At 70.7% G+C, this 21,834-nt stretch carries 15 protein-coding genes; 8 read left to right on the top strand and 7 right to left on the bottom strand.

Annotated elements, in window-relative coordinates:
- Nucleotides 1–31: 31 nt before the first annotated feature.
- Entirely contained in the window at nt 32–727 is a 696-nt protein-coding gene (locus tag H4281_RS15390; RefSeq protein ID WP_237599234.1) for a S1 family peptidase, read from the top strand.
- A gap of 37 nt (nt 728–764) precedes the next feature.
- Nucleotides 765–1,301, top strand: a complete 537-nt coding sequence (locus H4281_RS15385; protein ID WP_182891597.1) for a snapalysin family zinc-dependent metalloprotease — start codon at nt 765–767, stop codon at nt 1,299–1,301.
- A 90-nt stretch (nt 1,302–1,391) separates the two neighbouring features.
- Here H4281_RS15385 and H4281_RS15380 read toward each other — a convergent pair whose 3' ends face one another.
- From H4281_RS15380 to H4281_RS15355, 6 genes are all read right to left on the bottom strand, one after another.
- Nucleotides 1,392–2,786: a family 2B encapsulin nanocompartment shell protein gene (locus H4281_RS15380; RefSeq protein WP_237599236.1), complete on the bottom strand. Its 1,395-nt coding sequence runs from the start codon at nt 2,784–2,786 to the stop codon at nt 1,392–1,394.
- 5 nt (nt 2,787–2,791) lie between these two features.
- Nucleotides 2,792–4,207 carry a family 2B encapsulin nanocompartment shell protein gene (locus tag H4281_RS15375; protein ID WP_182891596.1) on the bottom strand — a complete coding sequence of 472 codons (1,416 nt, stop codon included), beginning with the start codon at nt 4,205–4,207 and terminating at the stop codon, nt 2,792–2,794.
- Between the two features lie 51 nt (nt 4,208–4,258).
- A complete protein-coding gene (locus H4281_RS15370) occupies nt 4,259–5,371 on the bottom strand; it encodes a family 2 encapsulin nanocompartment cargo protein terpene cyclase (protein ID WP_182891595.1) in 1,113 nt (370 codons plus the stop codon).
- A 10-nt stretch (nt 5,372–5,381) separates the two neighbouring features.
- Nucleotides 5,382–6,233 carry a geranyl diphosphate 2-C-methyltransferase gene (locus H4281_RS15365; RefSeq protein WP_182891594.1) on the bottom strand — a complete coding sequence of 284 codons (852 nt, stop codon included), beginning with the start codon at nt 6,231–6,233 and terminating at the stop codon, nt 5,382–5,384.
- A gap of 413 nt (nt 6,234–6,646) precedes the next feature.
- Entirely contained in the window at nt 6,647–6,976 is a 330-nt protein-coding gene (locus tag H4281_RS15360; protein ID WP_237599237.1) for a DMT family transporter, read from the bottom strand.
- Nucleotides 6,973–7,806 carry an aldo/keto reductase gene (locus H4281_RS15355; RefSeq protein ID WP_182891593.1) on the bottom strand — a complete coding sequence of 278 codons (834 nt, stop codon included), beginning with the start codon at nt 7,804–7,806 and terminating at the stop codon, nt 6,973–6,975. Before H4281_RS15355 ends, H4281_RS15360 begins: the two co-directional genes overlap by 4 nt.
- A 41-nt stretch (nt 7,807–7,847) precedes the next feature.
- Between H4281_RS15355 and H4281_RS15350 the strand changes: the two genes are divergently transcribed.
- The 4 genes from H4281_RS15350 (at nt 7,848) to H4281_RS15335 (ending at nt 11,553) form a co-directional block, all read left to right on the top strand.
- The gene (locus H4281_RS15350; RefSeq protein WP_182891592.1) at nt 7,848–8,465 is read left to right on the top strand and encodes a TetR/AcrR family transcriptional regulator; all 618 of its coding nucleotides are present in this window, start codon (nt 7,848–7,850) and stop codon (nt 8,463–8,465) included.
- Between the two features lie 113 nt (nt 8,466–8,578).
- Entirely contained in the window at nt 8,579–8,962 is a 384-nt protein-coding gene (locus tag H4281_RS15345) for a hypothetical protein (RefSeq protein ID WP_182891591.1), read from the top strand.
- A 47-nt stretch (nt 8,963–9,009) separates the two neighbouring features.
- Complete coding sequence (locus H4281_RS15340; RefSeq protein ID WP_182891590.1) at nt 9,010–9,642, top strand: hypothetical protein; 633 nt, start codon at nt 9,010–9,012, stop codon at nt 9,640–9,642.
- Between the two features lie 93 nt (nt 9,643–9,735).
- Entirely contained in the window at nt 9,736–11,553 is a 1,818-nt protein-coding gene (locus H4281_RS15335; RefSeq protein WP_182891589.1) for a non-ribosomal peptide synthetase, read from the top strand.
- A 125-nt stretch (nt 11,554–11,678) separates the two neighbouring features.
- Here the strand turns inward: H4281_RS15335 and H4281_RS15330 are convergent, their stop codons facing one another.
- Nucleotides 11,679–14,783, bottom strand: coding sequence for a non-ribosomal peptide synthetase (locus H4281_RS15330; RefSeq protein ID WP_182891588.1), 3,105 nt, complete (start codon nt 14,781–14,783; stop codon nt 11,679–11,681).
- 152 nt (nt 14,784–14,935) lie between these two features.
- Here H4281_RS15330 and H4281_RS15325 point away from each other — a divergent pair, with 152 nt between their 5' ends.
- Both H4281_RS15325 and H4281_RS15320 read left to right on the top strand, forming a co-directional pair.
- Entirely contained in the window at nt 14,936–15,145 is a 210-nt protein-coding gene (locus H4281_RS15325) for an MbtH family protein (protein ID WP_182891587.1), read from the top strand.
- 125 nt (nt 15,146–15,270) lie between these two features.
- Nucleotides 15,271–21,525, top strand: coding sequence for a non-ribosomal peptide synthetase (locus tag H4281_RS15320; RefSeq protein ID WP_182891586.1), 6,255 nt, complete (start codon nt 15,271–15,273; stop codon nt 21,523–21,525).
- The last annotated feature ends 309 nt before the right edge of the window (nt 21,526–21,834 follow it).

Here is a 21,834-nt window from a genome sequence, read left to right as displayed (position 1 = left end):
GGCGGGAATGGCTGCTATGGAAGGGAAAGCGATGCGGAAAATATTGCTGACGATGATGGGCGCGGCCGCCCTCTTGTTCGGAGTGGCCGCGCCGGCGGTCGCGGCGCAGCCGGCCATCATCGGCGGCAGCGACGCCACCGAAACCTACTCGTTCATGGTGTCGCTGGACAACGGCTGCGGCGGAAGCCTCGTCGCACCCCAGTGGATCATCACCGCGCACCACTGCGGCCAGGCTTCGCAAGCGCGGATCGGTTCCACCGACATCAACTCCGGCGAAGTCGGCCAGATCGACAACGTGACCACCGACCCGGGCACCGATCTCACCATGATGCACCTGAGCCAGCCCGCCCAGTCCGCACCGGTCGCGATGGCGCAGAGCAACCCGTCGCCGGGAACGGGCGCGCGGCTGCTCGGCTGGGGCTGCACGAGCTGGCCCAACTGCCAGACGCCGCAAACCCTGCAGCAGATCGACCTCCAGGTCCTCGACAGCAGCGCGTGCGCGGAGGGCGGCGGCGGTTCGGGCGACGTCTGCATCTCCGGCGACTACTCGCATTCGGCCTGCCACGGCGACTCCGGCGGCCCGGCGATCGTCGGCACGACCGGGAACTGGACGCTGGTAGGCGAAACCCACGGCCCCGGCGACAACGGCGGCGAATGCGCCACCACCACCCTCTACACCGGCATCGCCCAGTACATGTCGTGGATCCAGCAGCAGATCGGAAGCTGACCCTGCCCAGGAAACCCTCCTTCGGAGAGGAAAAACCATGATCCTGCAACGCTTCGGCCGGCTGGCCGCGGGCGCGGCCGCCGCCTTGGTGCTGCCGCTCACCGGAGCGGGTGCGGCGTCCGCCGCCCCGCTGGACGCGGTCGAGCTGTACTACGACGCCAGCGGACTGCCCGACTACCAGGCCGAGGCCACCCAGGCCGCGGCGAACTGGAACAACTCCGTGCACAACGTGCACCTCAACAGCGGCGGCGCCGCGACCATCATCATGCACGAAACCACCGGCGGCGGTTCCTACACCCAGACCGACGGGCACGGCACCGGCGACATCTACATCGACACCCAGCAGGTCGCCGAGGGCAACGACCCGACCAGGATCATCGCCCACGAGATCGGCCACAACCTCGGCCTGCCCGACCACTACGAGGGCCCCTGCTCGGAACTGATGTCCGGGCACGGGCCGGGAATCACGTGCAAGAACGCGATGCCCGACGCCCAGGAATCGGCTCAGGTGGAGGCGAACTTCGCGAACGGGTTCGTGACGGTTCGCTTGCCGGAGAAGCACATCTACCGTTGACGCGCGGACGCTTGCCCGGCAAGCACATCCGCCGCTGACACCCCGATGCCCGCCGGGAGCGACACGCTTCCGGCGGGCATCGGAGCCGGTTCAGGCGCGGGCCACCTCGACGTCGTCGAGAATCCCCAGCGCGTCCGGCACGAGAACCGCGACGGAGTGATAGGCACTGACCAAATAGGACGACACCGCGCGGTCGTTGATTCCCATGAACCGCACATTCAGGCCCGGCCGGTATTCGTCGGAGAGGTTTTTCGGCCGCAATCCGATGACGCCCGCGTCGTCTTCCCCGGTGCGCATCGCGAGCACCGAGGTGGTGCCTGCCTCGCTCACCGGGATTTTGTCGCACGGCAGGATCGGGACGCCGCGCCACGCGGTGACGCGTTTCCCGTCCACCACGACCGGCTCCGGGTAAATGCCCGCCCTCGTGCATTCCCGCCCGATAGCCGCGATCGCCCGCGGATGCGCGAGGAACAAGCGCGTTTTGCGGCGCCGGCAGAGCAGTTCGTCGAGATCGCCCGGCGTCGGCGGGCCGGTGCGGGTGGTGATCCGGGATTTGAGGTCGGCATTGTGCAGCAGGCCGAAATCCGGATTGTTGACCAGTTCGTGTTCCTGCCGTTCCCGCAGCGCCTCGACGGTGAGCCGCAATTGCTGCTCGAACTGGTTCATCGGGTCGTTGTACAGATCGGTGACGCGGTTGTGCACCCGCAGGACCGTCTGCGCCACGGCGAGGTCGTACTCGCGCGGCGAGGGCTCGTAGTCGACGTACGTCCCGGCGAGGACCGGTTCGCCGTCGTGGCCCGCGGACAGGTCGATGTTCGCCTCGCCCTTGCGGTTCTGCGGTTTCCGCGGCTGGGACACTGCCTGCGCGACGTGCGCGCGCAGGGAGTCGAGCCTGCCGTTGAGCCGGGCGTACGAAGCGCCGGGCAGCACCAGCGCGACCACCCTGGTGGCGGCGCGGGCGGTGAAACCCCAGGCGGCGTCGTCGCCGGAGAGGAGTTCGCCGCCGAAATGATCGCCGTCGGTCGCGGTGCCGAGGTGGGTCTCCGCGCCGTAGCGCCCCTCGCCGTGCCGGGTGACCTTGCCGTGCACGACGAGGACGAGCTGGTCCAGCGGCTGCCCGGCGGTCACGAGCGTGCTGCCCGCCTCGAATTCGCGCTGTTCGAACGCGTCGGCCAGCGCGCCGAGCGCGGTTTCGTCGGCGAAGCCGCGCAGCAGCTCGATTTCGGCGAGCTCCAACGGGACGACCTGCACCCGCGGCCCGGTCTGGAAGAAACTCACCTTGCCGTCGCCGACGGTGTAGGCGAGCCGCCGGTTGACCCGGTAGCTGCCGCCGGGCACCTCGACCCACGGCAGCTGCGACAGCAGCCACCGCGGGGTGATCGAGCGCATCTGCGGCAGCGATTTGGTGGTCGTGGCGAGGGTGCGGGCCGCCTTGACGCCGAGGGAGAGCTGCTCCTGCCGGTCCGTTTGTTCCGTGCCGGGCACCGGGCTCAGCCCTCCCGGCCGATTTCGGCGGCTTCCAGCACGGCGAGCGCGTCGGGCACGAGGACGGCGGCGGAATAGTAGGCCGAGACCAGGTAGGACAGGATGGCCTTTTCGCTGATGCCCATGAACCGCACGTTGAGGCCCGGCTGGTATTCGTCCGGCAGCCCGGTCTGGTGCAGCCCGACGACGCCCTGGGCCTGTTCGCCGGTGCGCATCAGCAGCACCGAGCTGGTGCGGGTCTCGGTGACCGGGATCTTGTTGCACGGCAGGATCGGCACGCCGCGCCACGCGGGCACCTGGTGGCCGCCGAGGTCGACCGAACCGGGGTAGATCCCGGCCTTGCTGCATTCCCGCCCGAACGCGGCGATCGTCTTCGGGTGCGCGAGGAAGAACCCGGGGTCCTTCCACACCAGCGAGAGCAGTTCGTCGAAGTCGTCCGGCGTCGGCGGGCCGGTGCGGGTGGGCACGCGCTGGTCGAAGTCGGCGTTGTGCAGCAGGCCGAAGTCGGCGTTGTTGACGAGCTCGTGCTCCTGCCGCTCCCGCAGCGCCTCGACGGTCAGCCGCAACTGCTGCTCGGTCTGGTTCATCGGTTCGCTGTAGAGGTCGGCGACCCGGCTGTGGACCCGCAGCACGGTCTGCGCCACGCTCAGCTCGTACTCGCGCGGGGAAGTGTCGTAGTCGACGAAGGTGCCCGGCAGGTGCGGTTCGCCGTCGTGGCCCGCGGCGAGGGCGATCTCGGCCTCGCCGTGTTCGTTGCGGGCCGTGTCTCCGCCCGCGATGAACGCGTCGAGGTGGGCGCGCAGCGTTTCCGAGCGGTTCAGCACGCCTTCGAACTCCTGGCGCGACAACGTCAGCACGGTCGCGGAGGTGACCGCTTTCGCGGTGTACTCCCAGATTCCGTCCGACGTGGTGAGCACGTTCTCGCCGAAGTAGTCGCCGTCCACGAGCGTGCCGAGCACGGTCTGGTCGCCGTAGGCGCCGACGCCCGCCTTCGTGATCTTGCCGTGTGCGACGAGGAACACCTGGTCGGCGCGGCTGCCGAATTCGGCCAGCACGTCGCCCGGCTGGTATTCGCGCTGCTCGAACCGGCCGGCCAGCTCGGACAGGGCCGCCTCGTCGTCGAAGCCGCGCAGCGGCGCGAGCTCGCCGAGTTCGGGCGGGATGACCCGGACCTCGGAGCCGCTGGTCACGAACGTGACCCGGCCGTCGCCGACGGTGTAGGACAGCCGCCGGTTGACGCGGTACGTGCCCGCGGACACCTCCACCCACGGCAGCACCTTCAGCAGCCACCGCGTGCTGATGCCCTGCATCTGCGGCACGGACTTCGTGGTCGTGGCCAGCTGCCGCGCCGCTGCGCGGCCTAGGCTCAAGGGTTCCTGGTCCTCCACGTCCGCGGAGTCGACCGGATCGGTGACAGTCACAGCGAAACCACCTTGTCTGGGTTTGCGAAGCCTGGGGTCGGGAGTGCGGGATCAGGATCGGTAGCGAGGGTTCGTGGCGTGCCATTCGAAGCCGCCGCCCATCCAGTCGCGGACGCCGGCGAGGAAGCGCTGCAGTTCCGGCGACGGGACCGAGAGCAGGGCGCGGTGCCCCTCCTCGAACTCGCGCACGATCTTGTTGTGCAGCGCGACCGTGGTCTCGACCGCCTCGGAGACCGGGCAGTTCCGGTCGGCGGCGATCTGGAGCACCATGTTGCAGACCGGGTTCTCGTCGGCCGCGTCCTTGGCCACCGAATGGAGGTCGTTGACCAGGACCGTCGCGGTGCCCGCGCGCATCATCGCCTCCCGCACGCGCGGGTCGTAGTAGAACGGCGCGGGCAGCTCGTACCCGCCGACGGCGTCGATGAGGGTCATCGACGTGTAGAAACTGTCGTGCTGGCGGGCCGCGAGGTACTCCCAGGCCGGGGGGTAGCGGCCGGTGTGGCGCCACGCGGCGTAGGCGTCCCAGCTGACGAACATCGCGAAGGTCGAGTAGCAGACCCGCTGGACCAGCACCGGCGAACCGTGCCTGCCGAGGTGGTCGACCGCCGAGCGGAACCCGACCCGGATCGGATCGGCCCGCAGCGCCTGCTCCAGCGGCTCGGAGAACTCGCCCGCGGGCGCGACCGGGTCCATCGCGGCCATGACGAGCGCCAGCCGCGGCGGGAGCTCGGTCGGCGAGGCGCCGAGGGAGCTGTCGTCGGCGTAGTAGTCGTCGGCCGCCCACCACACCGCGTTGAGCTGCGCGGCGATCAGCAGCCGGTCGGGGTCGGAGGTGTCCGGGTGGGCGAGCATGACCAGCCTGCCGAGGGTGGCCCGCGCGATCTGGTCCAGCCCCTCGCCCTCGAACCCGCAGTCCTCCGCCCACGCGACGAGCCGCCGGTCCACCTCCTCGGCGAGCGGGTCGTCGACCCGCCGCACGGCCGGGCAGTACAGCGGCGAAGCGCTGCCGTCGCCCCATTCCCGTTCCGCGTAGGCCGGATCCGTCCCGCCGGACGGCGCGAACTGCGCCGCGATGCGCGCCGCGGAGGTGCCCAGCCCGAGCGGGCCGGCCCACAGCGAGGACGGGCACGCGAGGTCGGGGCGGACCGCTGCGATTCCGGACATTTCGGCCCGCTCAGACGCGGTCGGCGGCGATGAGCAGGTAGTGGAAGCTGCCCTCGCGGTAGGCGGTCAGGAACGGCCCCTCGATGCCGGTCGCGACGGACGACTGCTCGCGCAGCTCCCAGTACGGGATGGTCGCCTCGGTCAGGTCGACGACGTTGATCGGGACGAACCCGTTGGCGGCGAGCGCCGTGAAATAGTCGCCGCGCGCGTGGATATTGCAGATGTAATGCTGGTCGATCTGGCTCACCGCGCGCGAACGCCCGCCGGTGAGGTCGTTGTAGCACCCGGTGATGGTCACGAATCGGCCGCCCGGGGCGAGCTGCCGCGCGTGTTCGGCGAAGAGCTCGTGCAGATCGACGTACATCGTGCTTTCGTTGTTCCAGATCCCGGCGAAATCGCCGCTTTCGAATCCGGTGTCGAGCATGTTCCGGAGATGGAATCGCACCGAATCGTCGATTCCGCGCAGCCGCGCCTGTTCATTGGCGAAATCGACCTGCTGCTCGGAAATGGAGATGCCGTCCACCCGGCAGCCGAACCGCTGGTGCGCCTGCACGCTCGTGCCGCCGCGGCCGCATCCGGCGTCGAGCAGCCGGGCGGTCGGGGCGATGTCTCCGAGGTGCCCCAGCAGGAACTGCGACTGCGCGGTCTCCAGGCGGTGCATTTCGGCGATGATCGCCTTGTCCCGCTTTTCCCCGCGTCCGTCCAGGACGGACGGATCGTAGTCGCCGATGCCGTAGTGGTGGTGGTAAAGCCCGTCGACGTCGCCGAGGCGCAGGTTGACCGGATCCTTTTCGGCGTTCCAGTAGTCGGCGACCGACTGCTGATACGCGGTGCGGGCAACCGGACGGGCAACAGACGTCATCATGTACTCCCTTTTCCGGAAAGAGATTTCCGGTCGACGCGCGGTGAACTGTGCCGGCGCGCTTCGTCGTGGTGTGAGGCGCTCGGCTTTTCTCCCTCTGCGTCCGAGGCTAGCGAGAATTCTTTTGCCCGGACAAGACGATTCGCGGGAATTCACTCGCGGGCTGGCGGCGCGGCGTTTTCGTGCCTCTTCTGGCCTAGGAAACCACTCCTGCGGGGTGTTCGCGCGCCGGGCGCCGGGCCACGTTCGATGCCGCCGCGGACACGGGCGGATGACGGAAGGCGACAGTCTGTGGACGATCCTCGCAGACGGGTGACGCCCGATGGGCCGAAGCGGTTCCGGGTCGCGGAACTCCGGGGGAGGGACGGGCGGGCCGGCCCAGGGCTTGCGCGCCTTCGGGACCGGCCCGGCCGTCACGCGGTCCGGGAGGTCAGCTGGAGCAGAACGACCCCGCCGACGATCAGCGCGAGCGCGAGGATCCGCGGCCCGCTGACCGGTTCGCGGAGCCAGAAGATCCCGACGGCAGCGGTGCCGACCGCGCCGATCCCGACGAACACCGCGTACGCTGTCCCGGCCGGAACCGTCTTCATGCCGACATTCAGCAGGTACAGCACGAGGACGGTGAGCACGCCGCAGACGAGCGTCGGGACGAGTTTGGCGAAGCCGTCGGTGAGGCGGATGCTGTGCGCCCAGGCGATTTCGAGCAGTCCCGCCGCGAAAACGGCGATCCAGCCCATCGTCATGCCTCGTCGAGTGCGGCGCGAACGTCGGACGGCAGGGCGAGTTCCCGCGCGGCGACGAGATCGGCGAGGTGGGCGGGGTTGCTCGTGCCGGGGATGACGGCGACGTTGGGCGCGAGGTCCAGGAGCCAGGCGAGAGCCAGCGTCGCCGCCGAAACCCCGAGCTGCCGGGCCTGCTTGGCCAACGGCGAGTTCTCTCCGGCCAGTGCGCCGTTGCCGAGCGGACGGAACGCCAGATACGGGAGGCCGGCGGCGGTGGTGGCGTCGAGGACGTCCCTGCCGCCGGTGTGTCCGACGTGGTACTCGTTCTCGACGGACGCGATCGGCGCGACCGCGCGCGCCTGGTCCAGCAACTCGAGCGTCACGTTCGAGATGCCGACGTGTTCGAGCAGTCCTTCGTCGCGCAATTCGGCGAGCGCCCCGACGGTGTCCGCCCACGGCACCGTGCTGTCGGGCATGAACCTGGCGTGCACCAACGGAAGCCGCTCGACGCCCAGTTGCGCGAGGTTTTCCCGGACAGCCGCTTTGACCGCTTCCGGCGCGGCATCGGCGACGAACCCGCCGTCCGGACTGCGACGCGCGCCGACCTTGGTGGCGATGAGCAGATCCTCCGGATAGGGCCGCAGCGCCTCGGCGAGCAGGCGGTTGGCGACCTCGGGCCCGTAGTAGCCGGACGTGTCGATCAGCCGGACGCCTGCGTCGACGGCGGCGCGGACGGCGGCCTTGGCGCGCTCCGGATCGGCCGGTTCGCCCATGGCTTTCGGCCCCGCGAGCTGCATGGTCCCGTAGCCGATCCGCCGTACGGTGCGGCCGGCGAGCGTGAACGTGTGCATGGGTCTGCCCCCAGTCAGTCATGTGGACATCGTGTCCACTTATGACTGTACTCGATCCGGACACGCTGTCCAGATACAGTGGCCGGGTGAACAGCAAGCCAGTGACGGAACGCGCGGACGCCGCGGCGAACCGGCAGCGGATCCTCGCCGCGGCCGAGGACCTGTTCGCCACGAGAGGCCCGGACATCACGATGGGCGACCTGGCCGCGGCGGCCGGGGTCGGACGCGGGACGCTGTACCGGCGCTACGACAGCGTCGCCGCGGTGGCGGTCGCGCTGCTGGACGAGCACGAGCGACGGCTGCAGGAGGCGATGCTGTCCGGACCGCCGCCGCTCGGGCCCGGCGCATCGCCGCGGGAGCGGTTGGTGGCGTTCTACGACGCGATGATCGATTTGCTGGAGAAGCATTTGCCGCTGGCGCTGGGCGCGGAGACGGGGGCCCGGCGGTATCAGACCGGGGCGTACGGGTTCTGGCGGGTTTTCGTGGCGGCGCAGGTTCGCGAGGCGGGATTGCGGGACGAGGCGCTGCCGGACGTGCTGCTGGCTCCGCTGGCGCCCGATCTGTACCAGAATCAGCGGCATGAGCGCGGAATGTCGGTTGCCGCGGTGAAGAAGGCCCTGCGGCGGCTGGCTTGTGCGTTGCCGGAGGGGGACGGCTGATCCGACCGTGTCGAGAGGTCCTTCACGGACGGCGAACGCCGCATGGCGACCACCCGCCGGATGGGTGGCGGCTGAACAGGCCGGAACCGGCGGGAGCGGAGTAAATTCGCCGGATGAACGGTGGCGCGCCGATGCGGATCGGCTGGATCTGTCTCGCGGTGGTCAGCGCGGGAATCCTCGCGTTCGGGATCGTGGTCCTCGTCGCGCCGCCCTCCGGGGACCAGTTGCTCTACCGCACCGACGCCCTCGCCACCGCCGGGCTCGGGTTGTTCGGCGGACTGACCGCGGTGTTCCCGTTCCGTGCCGGGGAACGGTGGGCGTGGTTCGCGTTGTGGTTCTATCCGCTGTTCTGGCTGGCGCATCTGGTGTTCCGGTTGCCGCCGGGGACGGACCACGTGCATCAGGTGGTCTTCGTGGTGCTGTCGCTGGCGGGGCTGCTGGCGCCGGTGCGGCAGTTCTTCCGGAGTCCGGCCGAGGGGCAGCACGCTCGCCGGTAATCCGCGATCGGCGCACGGCAGGGGCCCCGCCGTGCCATCATTCCCGCGTGTCCACGAAAAAGCCCGCTGTGGCACGGCATTCCACGCCGGGAACAGCGAGCGGTCAGGTCGTCGCTCTGCGTGCCGGGGTGTGCTGGATCGCGGTGGTGGTGCTCGGCGGGGCAGCGGCGGTCGGGTTCGTCAGCGCCAGTTCGGTGGCGTCCGCGGCGGGGCTGCTCTTCGGGCTCCTGCTCGCCGCGCTGGCGACGTCGGCGGTCTTCATGTTCTCCGGCCGCGGCTGGTTCCTCGTCGGCGGCTTCCTGCTGACCGGGTTCTACCTCGTGTCGGTCGGAGTGACGGCGGTCGGTTACGTCGCGGCGCACGGTGATCGGTACCGCGCGATCGCGGTGTCCTCCGAATGCCATCACGTCAAGGGCGGCACCGCCTGCACCGCGCGGGTCGACCGGCCGGACGGCACGCTGCTGGTCGACGACCTGTCGGTGAAATCGCGGATGAAGGCGGGCGAAAAGGTCGACGTCGTCGAGGACCGGGCGGGCATCGTCGCGACGCATCGGGCGGACGTGCTGGACCCGGACGCGCTGCCGGCCGACCTGGTGCTGCTGGGCGTGTCGGCGGCGCTGCTGGCCGGATTGTTCGGGTGGAGCGCGTGGCTCGGGGTCCGGCGGCCGCTGAAAAGCTGACTGTGCGGCCATGTCTGCGCGTTCGTCTCTGTCCCGCGCGCGCGACCGTGGTCATGCTCCAGTCGGAACCGTTCGACGCGGGAGGACGCCTTCATGACCATGCAGCCTGAGCGCGGCGCGGACGTGCCGCTGCCCGACCTGTGCGTGCACGAGCTGTTCGCCCAGCACGCTGCCGCGGCGCCCGAGGCTGCCGCCGTGTTGTACGGCGACGACCGGCTCGGCTACGGCGAATTGGACCGCCGCGCCAATCGGTTCGCGCATCTGTTGCGGGCACAGGGAATCGGGCCGGAGACACCGGTCGCGCTGTGTCTGGAGCGCGGCACGACGCTGCTGGTCGCGATGCTCGGCATCCTCAAAGCGGGCGGTTATTACGTCCCGCTCGACCCGGGTTATCCGCCCGAGCGGCTCGCGTTCATGCTCGGCGACTCCGGCGCGACGGTCGCGGTGAGCGAACGGCCGCTGGCGGACCGCGTCCAGGCCGCGCGGACCGTCGTTCTCGCCGACGAAGCCGACCTCAGCGGCTGGCCGGACACCCCGCCTGCCGCGGATGTGGTGCCGGACAACCTGATCTACCAGATGTACACCTCCGGCTCCACCGGTCTGCCGAAGGGCGTGCAGGTGACCCACCGCGGGGTCGTCCGGCTGGTGCACGGTTCCGGCTTCGCCGATTTCGGTGCGGGAGAAGTGTTCCTGCTGCTCACGTCGTTGTGCTTCGACGTCTCGACGTTCGAGTTGTGGGGCGCGCTCGCGACCGGCGCGACGCTGGCGGTGCTGCCGCCGGGCGTGCCGACCGCGGCGTCGATCGAGAAGGCGGTGCGCCGGTTCGGGGTCACGACGGTGTGGCTCAGCTCCGGGTTGTTCGGGCACGTGGTGGACGACCGGGTCGCCGCGCTCGCCGGGGTGCGGCACGTCATCGCGGGCGGCGACGTCGTGCCGCCGGCGCAGGCGCGGCGGGTGATCGAGGAACTCGCGGCCGAGATGAGCAACGGCTACGGCCCGACCGAGTGCACCACTTTCGCTTGCGTGCACCGGGGGATGACCGTCGCCGACACCGCCGGGCAGATTCCCGTCGGCAAGCCGATCGCGAACACGCACGCGTTCGTCACTGATGCCGACGGCGTGCCGGTCGAGCCCGGCGAGCGTGGCGAGCTGCTGCTCGGCGGACCCGGCGTCGCCCGCGGCTACTTCCGCCGTCCGGCGCTGACCGCGGAACGATTCGTTCCCGACCCGGCCGGCGGCGGTGGCCGGCTTTACCGCACTGGCGACGAGGTCGCGCTCCGGCCGGACGGGACGTTCGCCTTCTTCGGACGGCTCGACCAGCAGGTCAAGATCCGGGGTTTCCGCGTGGAGCCAGGGGAAGTGGAAGCGGCGCTGACGGCGCATCCGCTCGTGCGGTCGGCCGTGGTGGTGCCGTACGAACGCGACGGCGGCGACCGGGTGCTGGCGGCGCACGTGGTGGCAGCGCGGCCCGCGGCCGCTGAGCTGCGGGAATTCCTGCTCGCCCGGTTGCCCGCGCATCTGGTGCCCTCGCTGTGGTCGTGGCTCGGCGAACTGCCGATCACGCCCAACGGCAAGGTGGACCGCGCGGCGCTGCCGGAGCCGTCTGCGCCGGCGGCGGAGTTCGTCGCGCCGCGCACGCCGGTCGAGGAGGCCGTCGCCGAGGTGTGGCGGGAATTGCTGGACCTCGAACGCGTCGGCGTGCACGACGACTTCTTCGCCGACCTGGGCGGCCATTCGCTGCTGGCGACCCGGGTGGTCGCGTTGCTGGGGGAGCGGTTCCCGGTGGAAGTGCCGGTGAGCACCGTGTTCGAGGCGTCGACGGTGGAGCTGCTGGCGGCCGAGGTGCACCGGGCGGTGACGGAGTACGTGGCGGCACTGTCCGATGTGGACGTCCAGCGCGCGCTGGGCTGAGCGAGGCCAGGGCTCCACGGCGATGAGGACCGGGCTCAGGCTCTTGATCTCCTCGAGGGGGTGCGTCGCTCCGCGGCGCACCCCCTCGTTCGCGCTGTGCGGTTCGCACAGCGCGGCGACGGATTTCAGGCCTGTTCGATGACCGCGGCCAGCTCGGCGACGGTCCGGGCGGCGAAAAGATCCCGCAGCGAGACGCGGACCCCGAGCTTCTTCCGGATCCGCGCGAGCACCCGGGTCGCCAGCAGGGAATGCCCGCCGATGCGGAAGAAATCGTCGTGGACGCTGATTTGCTCCACCCGCAGCACTTCCCGCCAGATGTCGGCCAGCGCGTGCTCGACCGCGGACGACGGCTGCGCGATCGGTTCCGCCCGGACCGCGTTGCCGGCCGACGGGTCCGGCAGCGCGGCGCGGTCCACCTTCTTGCTCGGCGTCAGCGGCAGCGCGGCCATCGCGACCCACTGCGCCGGGACGAGGTAGTCCGGCAGCTGCGACCGCAGACTCGCCCGCAGCGCGGCGAAATCCGGCTCGCCGGAAGCCGCGACGACATAAGCGACCAACGTCCGTTCCGGCAGGTCCTTCACCACGACCGCGGCCGCGCGCACCGCGGGATGGGCGTCGAGAGCGGCTTCGATCTCGCCGAGCTCGATCCGGAAACCGCGGATCTTCACCTGGCGGTCGAGCCGGCCGAGGAACTCGACCGTCCCGTCCGAGCGGAAGCGGGCGAGGTCGCCGGTGCGGTACAGCCGGGCGCCGGGCGAATACGGGTCCGGCACGAACTTGTCCGCGGTCAGCGCGGGACGGCGGAGGTAACCGCGCGCCACGCGCAGGCCGCCTAGGTGCAGTTCGCCGGGCACGCCGACGGGCGTCGGACGTCCGGCGGCGTCGAGCACGTACGCGCTGGTCGCGGCGACCGGACGGCCGATCGGCAGGCTCGGGACGTCGAGGTCGGCGTCGTCGGCCCAGTGCAGCATGCTGGAGATCGTCGCCTCGGTCGGGCCGTAGCAGGCCACGAAGCGGCCGGGCAAGCGGAGTTCGCGCCAGCGCCGGGCGTCCTCGGCGGTGACGACGTCCGCGCCGACGTTCACCATGTTCAGGTACGCGACCCGCGGATCGCGCGGGGTGAGCACGCCGAGCAGTTCGCGGTAGTAGGCCGGGGTCAGGTTGACGCTGGTGATCCGGTGCAAGCCGAGCTGGTCGGCGAGTTCCTCCGGTTCCCAGAACAGCGGATCGCTCAGCACCACCGACGCACCGGCCAGCAGCGGGCCGCCGATCTGCTCCAGCGAACCGTCGAACGCCAGCGACGCGAGCGAGAGCACCCGGTCGGCCGCGGTGATGCCGTATTCGCGGGCGATGACCTGCGCGTGTTCGGCGTACGAGCCGTGCTGGATCTGGACGCCTTTCGGCCGTCCGGTCGAGCCGGAAGTGTAGATGACGTATGCGAGATGGTCCGGTTCTACTGTCCACTCCGGACTGTCCGAAGAGGATTCGGCGGTGTGGTCGAGGGAAACGACGGGGCAGCCGGTGCCGGCGAACAACCCGGCGTGGCGTTCCTCGGTGACGACGGCGGCGGTTCGGGCGTCCTCGACGAGATAGGCGAGCCGGTCGGGAGGGTTGGCCGGGTCGAACGGGACGTACGCCGCGCCGGATTTCAGCACCCCGACCAGCGCGACGACGGCGTCGACGCTTCGTTCGAGGCAGACGCCGACGGTGGATTCCGGGCCGAGCCCGCTCGCGCGCAGATACCGGGCGAGCCGGTTGGCGGCAGCGTCGAGCTGGGCGTAGGTGAGTTCCTGGCCGCCGCAGCGGATGGCGAGGCGGTCCGGGGTTTCGGCGGCTCGCCGGGCGAACAGGTCGGGGAAACAGCCGGATGCCACTTCGTGGCCCGGGGTCCAGGCCCAGTCGGCCAGCAGGGCGAGTTCCGCGTCCGGGGTCAGTGCCAGTTCGCTCAGCCGTTGCGCCGGATGGTCGGCGATGCTCTCCAGCAGGCGCTGGAAGCGGGCGGCCAGCCGGTGGGCGGTGGCGGGCTCGAACAGGGCGGTCGGGTAGGTGAGGGCGCCGGTCAATGAGCCGTCCGGGCGGTGTTCGAAGTGCAGTCCGAGGTCGAACGACGCGGCCGTCCAGTCCACATCGGACTCTTCGACGTCCAGACCGGGCAGCCGGAATCGCTGCTCCGGTACCTCGTGCAGGCCGAAGAACGCCTGGACCAGCGGGTTGCGGGACAGATCGCGGTCCGGTTCGAATTCGCCGACGAGCCAGTCGAAGGGGACGTCCTGGTTGCCGAAGGCGTCCAGCGCGGTCCCGGCGACCTGATCGAGGAAGGTCGTGAACGCCGGGTCGCCGCCGAGGTCGGCCCGCAGCACGAGGGTGTTGACGAAGAACCCGGCCAGCCCCTCGACCTCGGCCGGGGTGCGCCCGGCGACCGGGCAGCCGACGGCGATGTCCGTGCCGCCGGTGTGCCGGGCGAGAAAGACCTGGTAGGCGGCCAGCAGGACCATGAACGGCGTCGCCCGGCGGGACCGGCCGAGCGCGGTGAGCCGCTCCGCGAGCGCGGCGGGGACCTCGACCCGGACCGCCGCGCCCGCCGGGTCCCACACCGGTCCGCGCGGACGGTCCGCCGGAAGCTCCAGCGGGGCCAGTCCGGCGAGCCGTTCGCGCCAGTAGGCGAGTTGGCCCGCGAGCCGGGTTTCGGCGTCTTCCCGTTGCCAGAGCGCGAAATCGGCGTACTGGACGGGCAAGGCGGGCAGTTCGGGCAGGGTGCCGGCGTGGAACGCGCGGTACAACTCGGCGAGTTCGGCGGCGAGGACGTCCCAGGACGCTCCGTCGAAGGCGATGTGGTGCACGACGATCAGCAGCACGTGCTCGCGCGCGTCGAGGCGGAGCAGCCGGGCGCGCAGCGGCAGGTCGGTCGCGAGGTCGAACGGCACGGTCAGCTCAGCCGCGACCACGGTGTCCAGCTCGCTTTCCGTGACGCCCTCGATCGGCAGCGGCACCGGCTGCGGCTTCCCGACCACCTGGACCGGCACACCCTCGCGACTGCGGTACCGCGTCCGCAACACCTCGTGGCGAGCGACGAACGCGTCGAGCGAACAGCTCAGCGCGGCGACGTCCAGCTTGCCGCGGACCCGCAATGTCAGCGGGAGAAGGTACTCGGTCCCGCCGGGCCGCAACGCGTCGAGGAACCACAGTCTTTCCTGCGAGAAGGACAGCGGCAGGTCGCCGGGCATGGTCATGGCGCCAGGGTGGCCGTTCCCGCCCGGCGGGCCCAGAGCCGGGACGGTGCGCTCGTTGCTGCGCGTTCTTCTCTGTCGCGCCGCCGCCCGCGCGGGAAGGCTCGGCTCGCGACGGGACGGGTGTGCCCGGCGCGAGGACGAGGAGGACCCGGATGAGCGAGGACGAACGCACCTACGGCGTCGTGCTCAACGACGAGGAGCAGTACTCGATCTGGCTGGTCGACCGCGAACTGCCGGCGGGCTGGCGGTACGAGGGGAAGCGCGGTCCCAAGCAGGAGTGCCTCGACCACATCGACGAGGTGTGGACGGACATGCGGCCGAAGAGCCTGCGGGAGCGGATGCGGGCGGACGCTCCGGCTTAGCCGCCGCCTCGGTGGTTTTCCGTGCGGCAGGTACGTGAGGGAACTCCGAGGGAATCAGAACCGGTGAGGGTTTCCCTCACGGACGTTCGCCGACCAGCCTCGCCGACCAGCCCGCAGGGGGAGCGATGACCACCGAACAGTCCCGGCGCGACGAGCTGCTGGAGCGTTATCTGGCCGCGGCCCCGGCCCGGCCGGCCCCGGCCCGGTCGGCGATCCGGGCCGACCGCAGCCGTCCGCTGCCGCTTTCTCCGGCGCAGCAGCGGGTCTGGGTACTGGACCGGCTCCGCCCCGGCGGAACCGAGTACGTGGTGACCGCGGCGTGGCGGCTGCGCGGCCCCCTCGACGTCGAGCGGCTGCGGACGTGCTGGCAGACGATCACGGAACGCCACGAGATTCTCCGCACCGCCTATGTCGAACGCGACGGGGCGCCGGAACAACTCGTCGGCGAACCCGGGGTGGATCTGACCGTCCAGGACGTCCCGGCGGATCGCGTCGAGGCGGTCACCCGGGAAGCCGCGTCGGTGCCGTTCGACCTGGCGCGGCACCGGCCGTTGCGGGTTCGGGTGCTGCGGCAGTCCGCGACTGAGCACGTTCTGCTGCTCGTCGTGCACCACATCGCGTACGACGGATGGTCGACGTCCGTCGTCGCGCGGGAACTCGCGGCGCTGTACAGCGGGCAGACCTTGCCGCAGCTGCCGGTCCAGTACGCCGATTTCGCTTCCTGGCAACGGAAGCACACGGCCAGCGAGCGAGTGACGGAGCAAGTCGAGTTCTGGCGTCGACGGCTCGACGGGGTCGCGCCGCTGACTCTCCCGACGGACCGTCCCCGCCCGCCGGTGCACGATCCGCGCGGGGACATCCTGAGATTCGCCGTGGACGCCGAACTCGGTACCGCCGTCGCCGCGCTCGGCCGGGCGCATCGGGCGACCACGTTTATGGTGCTGCTGGCTGCTTATCAGATTCTGCTGAGCCGGTATTCGGGGCAGGCGGACGTCACGGTCGGCACCCCGGTTGCCGGGCGGACGCGTGCCGAGGCGCAGGATTTGATCGGGCTGTTCCTGAATACCCTGGTACTGCGGGCCAAGGTCGATGGTTCGGTGTCGTTCGCGGATTTCCTCGACGGCGTCCGGCGGGACACTCTCGATGCGTATTCCCGTCAGGAAGCGCCGTTCGAACGGCTGGCCGACGAGCTGGTGCCGGACCGCGATCTGTCCCGCAATCCGCTTTTCCAAGCGATGCTCGTGCTGCAGAACACTGCTGATGCCGGGTTCGAGGCTGCCGGACTGCGCGGCGAGCAAGTCCATTCTCCTTGGCACAGTGCGAAGTTCGACCTGACGCTGGAAGTGACCGAGCGGCCGGACGGTGGTCTGGACGGCGTGCTGGAGTACCCGGTCGCGCTGTTCGACCGGTCCACTGTGGAGCGGATAGCCGGGCATTTCACCGAGTTGCTGCGCGGGATCGTCGCGAATCCTGGCACGCCGCTGGCAGATCTTCCTTGGCTGAACGCTGCCGAGAAGACTGAACTGGCGCGCTGGAATGACACTGACGTTCCCTTCGGGAGCGGGACGCTGCTGTCGCTCATCGCCGAGGGGGTCAGTGCTGGTGGGGCAGCGGTGGTCGCCGGCGGCCGCGAAGTGTCCTATCTGGAGCTGGACGAGCTGTCGAACCAGGCAGCGCATTGGCTTCAGGCGCGTGGGGTGGGCGCTGAGTCGGTGGTGGGGGTTCGGCTGGAACGCGGCTTGGAGATGGTGGTCGCGCTGGTCGGGATTCTCAAGGCCGGGGCGGCGTATTTGCCGCTGGATCCGGATCATCCCGAGGACCGGCTGCGGTTCATGATCGAGGATTCCGCCGCGAAGGTGGTGATCGAACCGGGTGATCTCACGGCTCTCGACAAACCGCGGCACCCGGTGAATGTCGTTGTACGGCCGGATAACGCGGCATACGTGATCTACACCTCGGGGTCCACGGGCAAGCCCAAGGGCGTGGTGGTCGAGCACCGCGGGATCGTGAACCGGCTGCGGTGGATGCAAGCGGAATACGGCCTGACTCCGCGAGACCGCGTCCTGCAAAAGACTCCGTTCGGTTTCGACGTCTCGGTATGGGAGTTCTTCTGGACCCTCTCCGCCGGCGCGACGCTCGTGATGGCCCGGCCGGGCGGACACCGCGACCCGGCTTACCTCGCCGAAGTCATGGCCGAAGGGATCACGACCGCTCACTTCGTGCCGTCGATGCTGCGGGCCTTTCTCTCCGGTCCGGTGCCGTCGCTGCGCCGGGTGCTGTGCAGCGGGGAGGCGCTCCCGGATGAACTGGCGCAACGGTTTCACCAGCTGATCGACGCTGAGCTGCATAATCTCTACGGGCCGACCGAAGCTTCGGTGGACGTGACGGCGACGCGCTGCCTGCCGGGGGAGACCGTCACGATCGGCCGCGCGATCGCGAACACCCGGGTGTACGTGGTGGACGCCGAGCTGCGCGAGGTGCCGGTCGGCGTGCCCGGCGAGCTGGTCATCGCCGGAGTGCAGCTGGCGCGCGGCTATCTGAACCGGCCGTCGCTGACCGCGGAGAAGTTCGTCCCGGACCCGTTCGCGCGGCAGCCCGGCGAACGGCTGTACCGCACCGGCGACCTCGCCCGGCGGCTGCCCGACGGCCGGATCGAGTACCGGGGACGGCTCGACCACCAGGTCAAGATCCACGGCAACCGGATCGAGCTCGGCGAGGTCGAGGCGACTCTGCTGACCCATCCCGACCTGCGCGCGGCGGCGGCCGCCGTGCGTGACGACCGGCTCGTCGGCTACTTCGTCGCCGAGCCCGGCCGTACCCCCGACCCGGCCGAATTGCGCGCCTATCTGGCCCGCACACTGCCGGAACCGATGCTGCCGTCGGCGTGGCTCGCGCTGGACGCGCTGCCTCTCACCGCCAGCGGCAAAATCGATCGCAACGCCTTGCCCGCGCCGGACGGTGCGCGCATGAGCCACGATTACGTCGCGCCGCGCACCCCGGCGGAGGCTGCGGTGGCTCGCGCGTTCGCGGCGGCGACCGGTGTCGATCGAGTCGGGGCGGAGGACAGCTTTTTCGCGCTGGGCGGCGATTCTCTGCGGGCGATCCGCGCCGTGGGGCTGCTGAACGCGGAGGGAATCGAGGCGAGCGTCGCGGACCTCTTCCGGCGGCAGCGAGTGGCCGACTTCGCCGCCGGGCTCGGCGGTCCGGCGGCAGCGATCGAGGTGGTCGAGCCGTTCGCGCAGCTCGCCGCCGGCCAGCGCGCGGCATTGCCGGCCGACGTGACCGACGCCTATCCGCTGTCGCTCGCGCAGGCGGGCATGGTGCACGAGATGCTCGCCGGAGCCGACCGCGGCCTCTACCTGAACCACCTCGGCTACCCGGTGTACGAGGAATTCCGCCCGGACGCCTTGCAGCAGGCAGTGAACCGGCTGGTCGCGCGGCACGAGATCCTGCGTACCTCCGTTGACTTCGCCGCGGTTCCGCCGTTGCAGCGGGTGCACGAGACCGCTGTCGTCGAAGTGACCTGCGACGATCTGCGCGCGTTGCCCGCCGAGGAGCAGGCCGCGCGGGTACGGGAGTACCCGGCGGAGGACCGGGCGCGCGGGTTCGATCTGCTCCGCCCTTCGCTGCTGCGCCTGCACGTCCACTGGCTCGGCGAGCGCGAATGGCGGCTCTCGTTCAGCTACGTGCACGCGATACTCGACGGCTGGAGCCAGAATTCGCTGGTCGCCGAGCTGCTCGAGGACTACCGGGCAGGCGCGGCGACGCACGGGCAACCGCCGCTGGTCCGGTTCGCGGACACGGTCGCCCGGGAACGGGAGTCGCTGGAGTCCGCTGTGGACCGTGAGTTCTGGGCGGACCGGGTGCGCTCGGCCGAGCGGTTTGCCGTGCCGTCGGGTTGGGCGGGCGAGGACGACGGGGTTTACCGCACGGTGCGGGTGCCGTTCGGCGATTTGACGCCTCGGTTGCGTGCGGTGGCTTCGTCGGCTGGCGTTCCGCTGAAGAGCCTGCTGCTGGCCGCACATCTCACCGTGCTGCGAACGATTGCCGGCCGCGACCGGCCGTTCCACACCGGCGTGGTGACCAACAGCCGTCTTGAGCGGGCAGGCGGCGACCAGGTGCGCGGGATGTTCCTGAACACAGTGCCGTTCGCGGCGCCAGCGGACGCGCGCGACTGGCCGGAGCTGGCGCGCGCGGTGTTCGCGGAGGAGACCGCGATGTGGCCGCACCGGCATTTCCCGCTGCCCGCGATGCAGGCCGAGTGGGGCGGGCAGGTGCCGCTCGTCGACGTTTTCTTCAACCACACGGACATGCACGTCCTCACGGAAGCGCTGGTGGACCTGGCCGAGGTCGCCGACAGCACGCCCAACGAGTTCGGCCTGTCCGTGTCGACCGTGCCTGGCGCGTTTGTGCTGGAGGCGTTCACTTACCGGATCGCTGTCGCGCACATGGAGTTCCTCGCCCGGCTCTATCGCCACGTCCTGGAGCGGATCGTGGCCGCGCCGGCCTCCGATCCGCGGCGGTCTGGGCTGCCTGCGGCGGATCGGGCCGCGCTGCTGCGAAATCCTGTGCGGACCGAGCGAACCGGCCGGATGCTGCCGGAGTTGTTCGAGGCCGCCGCGCTGGAGCACCCGGATGCGGTGGCGATGCGGTGCGGCGAAGTGACGCTCGCTTATCGGGAATTGTCGGTGCGGGTCGTTAAGCTGGCGCGGTATTTGAAGGAACAGGGAGTGCGGCGCGGGTCGCTGGTCGGGGTGCTGCTCGACCGGGGTCCGGACCTGCTCGTCGCGTTGCTCGCCGTGCACCGGGCGGGAGCCGCGTACTTGCCGGTCGATCCGCGCTATCCGGCGAAGCGGGTCGGTTACGTGCTGGCCGATTCGGGAGCGGAGGTGGTGCTCAGCGAAGAGCCGCTGGCAGGGTTGCTGGAGGGAACCGGCTGTTCGGCGGTGCTGCTCGACCGCGACGCGGCGGCGATCGCGGCGTGCCCGGCGGATGGTCCCGTGCCCCGGCCCGATGGCGGCGAACTCGCTTACGTCATCTACACGTCCGGTTCCACCGGGCAGCCCAAGGGCGTCCAGATCGGCCATGCCGCGCTGGCGAACTTCCTGCTGTCGATGCGGGAACGGCCTGGTCTCGCGCCGGGTGCGGCGGTGCTCGCGCTGACGACGGTTTCGTTCGACATCTCCGCGCTGGAGCTGTACTTGCCGTTGCTGGCCGGCGGCCAGGTGATCGTCGCGACCGCCGAGGAATGCGTCGATCCGCAGCGGCAGGCCGGGTTGATCGAGCGGACCGCGCCGTCGGTCGTCCAGGCGACGCCGTCGGGCTTGCGGCTGCTGGCCGATTCGGGCTGGACTCCGCCTGCTGAGCTGACCGTGTTCGCCGGCGGCGAGAAGCTGCCGGACGACCTGGCGCGGCGGCTCACCGCGGGCGGGGCGCGGCTGTGGGATCTTTACGGCCCGACCGAAACGACGATCTGGTCGACCGTCGCCGAACTCGACGGGGACCGGGTCGTCGCCTGGGAGCCAGTCGCGAACACCGACGTCTACCTGCTGGGCGACGACCTCGAACCGGTGCCGCCCGGCGTAGCCGGCGAAGTGTGGATCGGCGGCGACGGCCTGGCCCGCGGCTACGCCGGTCGCCCGGCCCTGACCGCGGAACGCTTCGCCCCGGACCCGCACGGCCCCCGGCCAGGCGGACGGCTCTACCGCACCGGCGACCTGGCGCGTCGACGGCCGGACGGTTCGGTCGAGATCCTCGGGCGGGCCGACGACCAGGTGAAGGTCCGAGGCCATCGAGTCGAACCGGGCGAGGTCGAGGCCGTGCTGCGGGCGGACCCGCGGATCCGGGACGCCGCCGTCCAGCCGACCCCTTCCGCGGACGGCGTGGAGCTGACCGCCTACGTCGTCGCCGCGGGGGAACTGTCCATTGCGGACGTCCGGAAAGGACTCTCTGGAGTCCTGCCGGACTACCTGGTGCCCAGCGGTTTCGTGCTGCTGCCGGAACTGCCGCGCACTCCAGCCGGCAAACTCGACCGGGCCGCGTTGCCCGCGCCGGAACCGATGGCGCGCGAACGCCCGCACGTCGCGCCGCGCGGACCGGTGGAGGAACTGGTCGCCGGGGTGTGGGCGGAGGTGCTGGGCGCGGACCGGATCGGAGTGCGGGACGATTTCTTCGATCTGGGCGGGCATTCCGTGGCCGCCACCCGGATTTCGGTGCGGCTTCGCGCGGCGCTGGACGCTGACGTCCCCGTGCGGGCCCTCTTCGACCATCCGACCGTCGAGTCCCTCGCCGCGGCGGTGGCCGGTTATCCGCGGCTCGCTCAGCAACCCGCCGCGCGGACGACAATCCGCCCGCGCGCGGCGGTGAGCGAGGACGCATGAACGAGATGCGGTCGGCTTCGGTGAACCACGGTGGGCGCGGTCGGGTGGCTGGTGGCCGGCGGCTTGCCCCGGAACCGGTTGCCTGGGCGACGATTCGGCCGCGTGCGGCGGCGAGCGGGATGTCGCGGGCATTGTTCAGCGACGGTGGTTGCCGCCGGACGGCTTGTTTTCGGCGGATCGTTCGGCAACGGACTGCCTGGGCGGCGATTCGGTCGGTGAGCGGGATGTCGCGGGTCCTGGCGGGCGGCGGTGGTCGGCGGTTCGCCCCGGGACCGGTTGCCTGGGCGATGATTCGGCCGCGTGCGGTGA

Origin of the sequence: Amycolatopsis dendrobii (assembly GCF_014145675.1) — a bacterium.
GTDB classification, from domain to species: domain Bacteria; phylum Actinomycetota; class Actinomycetes; order Mycobacteriales; family Pseudonocardiaceae; genus Amycolatopsis; species Amycolatopsis dendrobii.
This window is presented reverse-complemented; position numbering and strand designations above follow the sequence as displayed.

Coding starts and splice junctions, on each gene's coding strand:
- H4281_RS15390 (WP_237599234.1), top strand. CDS start 32: ATGCGGAAAATATTGCTGACGATGATGGGCGCGGCCGCCCTCTTGTTC.
- H4281_RS15385 (WP_182891597.1), top strand. CDS start 765: ATGATCCTGCAACGCTTCGGCCGGCTGGCCGCGGGCGCGGCCGCCGCC.
- H4281_RS15370 (WP_182891595.1), bottom strand. CDS start 5,371: ATGTCCGGAATCGCAGCGGTCCGCCCCGACCTCGCGTGCCCGTCCTCG.
- H4281_RS15365 (WP_182891594.1), bottom strand. CDS start 6,233: ATGACGTCTGTTGCCCGTCCGGTTGCCCGCACCGCGTATCAGCAGTCG.
- H4281_RS15360 (WP_237599237.1), bottom strand. CDS start 6,976: ATGACGATGGGCTGGATCGCCGTTTTCGCGGCGGGACTGCTCGAAATC.
- H4281_RS15355 (WP_182891593.1), bottom strand. CDS start 7,806: ATGCACACGTTCACGCTCGCCGGCCGCACCGTACGGCGGATCGGCTAC.
- H4281_RS15350 (WP_182891592.1), top strand. CDS start 7,848: ATGACTGTACTCGATCCGGACACGCTGTCCAGATACAGTGGCCGGGTG.
- H4281_RS15345 (WP_182891591.1), top strand. CDS start 8,579: ATGAACGGTGGCGCGCCGATGCGGATCGGCTGGATCTGTCTCGCGGTG.
- H4281_RS15335 (WP_182891589.1), top strand. CDS start 9,736: ATGACCATGCAGCCTGAGCGCGGCGCGGACGTGCCGCTGCCCGACCTG.
- H4281_RS15330 (WP_182891588.1), bottom strand. CDS start 14,783: ATGACCATGCCCGGCGACCTGCCGCTGTCCTTCTCGCAGGAAAGACTG.
- H4281_RS15325 (WP_182891587.1), top strand. CDS start 14,936: ATGAGCGAGGACGAACGCACCTACGGCGTCGTGCTCAACGACGAGGAG.
- H4281_RS15320 (WP_182891586.1), top strand. CDS start 15,271: ATGACCACCGAACAGTCCCGGCGCGACGAGCTGCTGGAGCGTTATCTG.